Annotated in this window: 1 pseudogene; it reads right to left on the bottom strand. The window is 60.5% G+C overall.

Features of this window, described 5'->3' with window-relative positions:
* Positions 1-41 precede the first annotated feature (41 nt).
* Positions 42-476, bottom strand: a pseudogene (locus HK26_RS12770) (hypothetical protein); the annotation flags it as partial.

Genomic DNA, 476 nt, shown 5'->3' with positions numbered 1-476 from the left:
TGACGGTGATGTCAATTTCATTGACCTGGACGACTGTCATGTCAGGTAATCCGTTCGGTTAGGATAAGGGTAGGGTAGAGAACCTGCTCACCGGCCTGCCGGTCGCTGCGGTTGCTCACATATGCGGTGTGCTTGCGGCTCCAGCCTTCTTTGCGGGTCCATGACAGGCCAGAGGCGATGCCCGCACCTTTGAGAATGTAAGGCACCGGGCCACCTCGTGCGTCCCGTCCGCCGGCGAGCGGTTTGAAAGCCCGCTGCGCCCTGATGCCGCTAAACCGGCGCGGCACAATCTGGCGAACTGCTTCCACGATCTTGGGGTCAACCTTGATTTTCTGGCCGCCCACTTCAATCTTGCGGGCATAGGGCATCGTGTTGACGATCCAGACCTCTGTGCCCATGGGAATGGTGGCGGGGGCCGCGTCCCATAGCTTTCCGTCCACCAGCACAGCCCAGCTTTTGCGGAAAGCGCCACTGCG

Source organism: Acetobacter okinawensis (assembly GCF_002153655.1).
GTDB classification, from domain to species: domain Bacteria; phylum Pseudomonadota; class Alphaproteobacteria; order Acetobacterales; family Acetobacteraceae; genus Acetobacter; species Acetobacter okinawensis_A.
The sequence above is the reverse complement of the archived record's forward strand: the minus strand, read 5'-3'. Positions and strand labels throughout refer to the sequence as shown.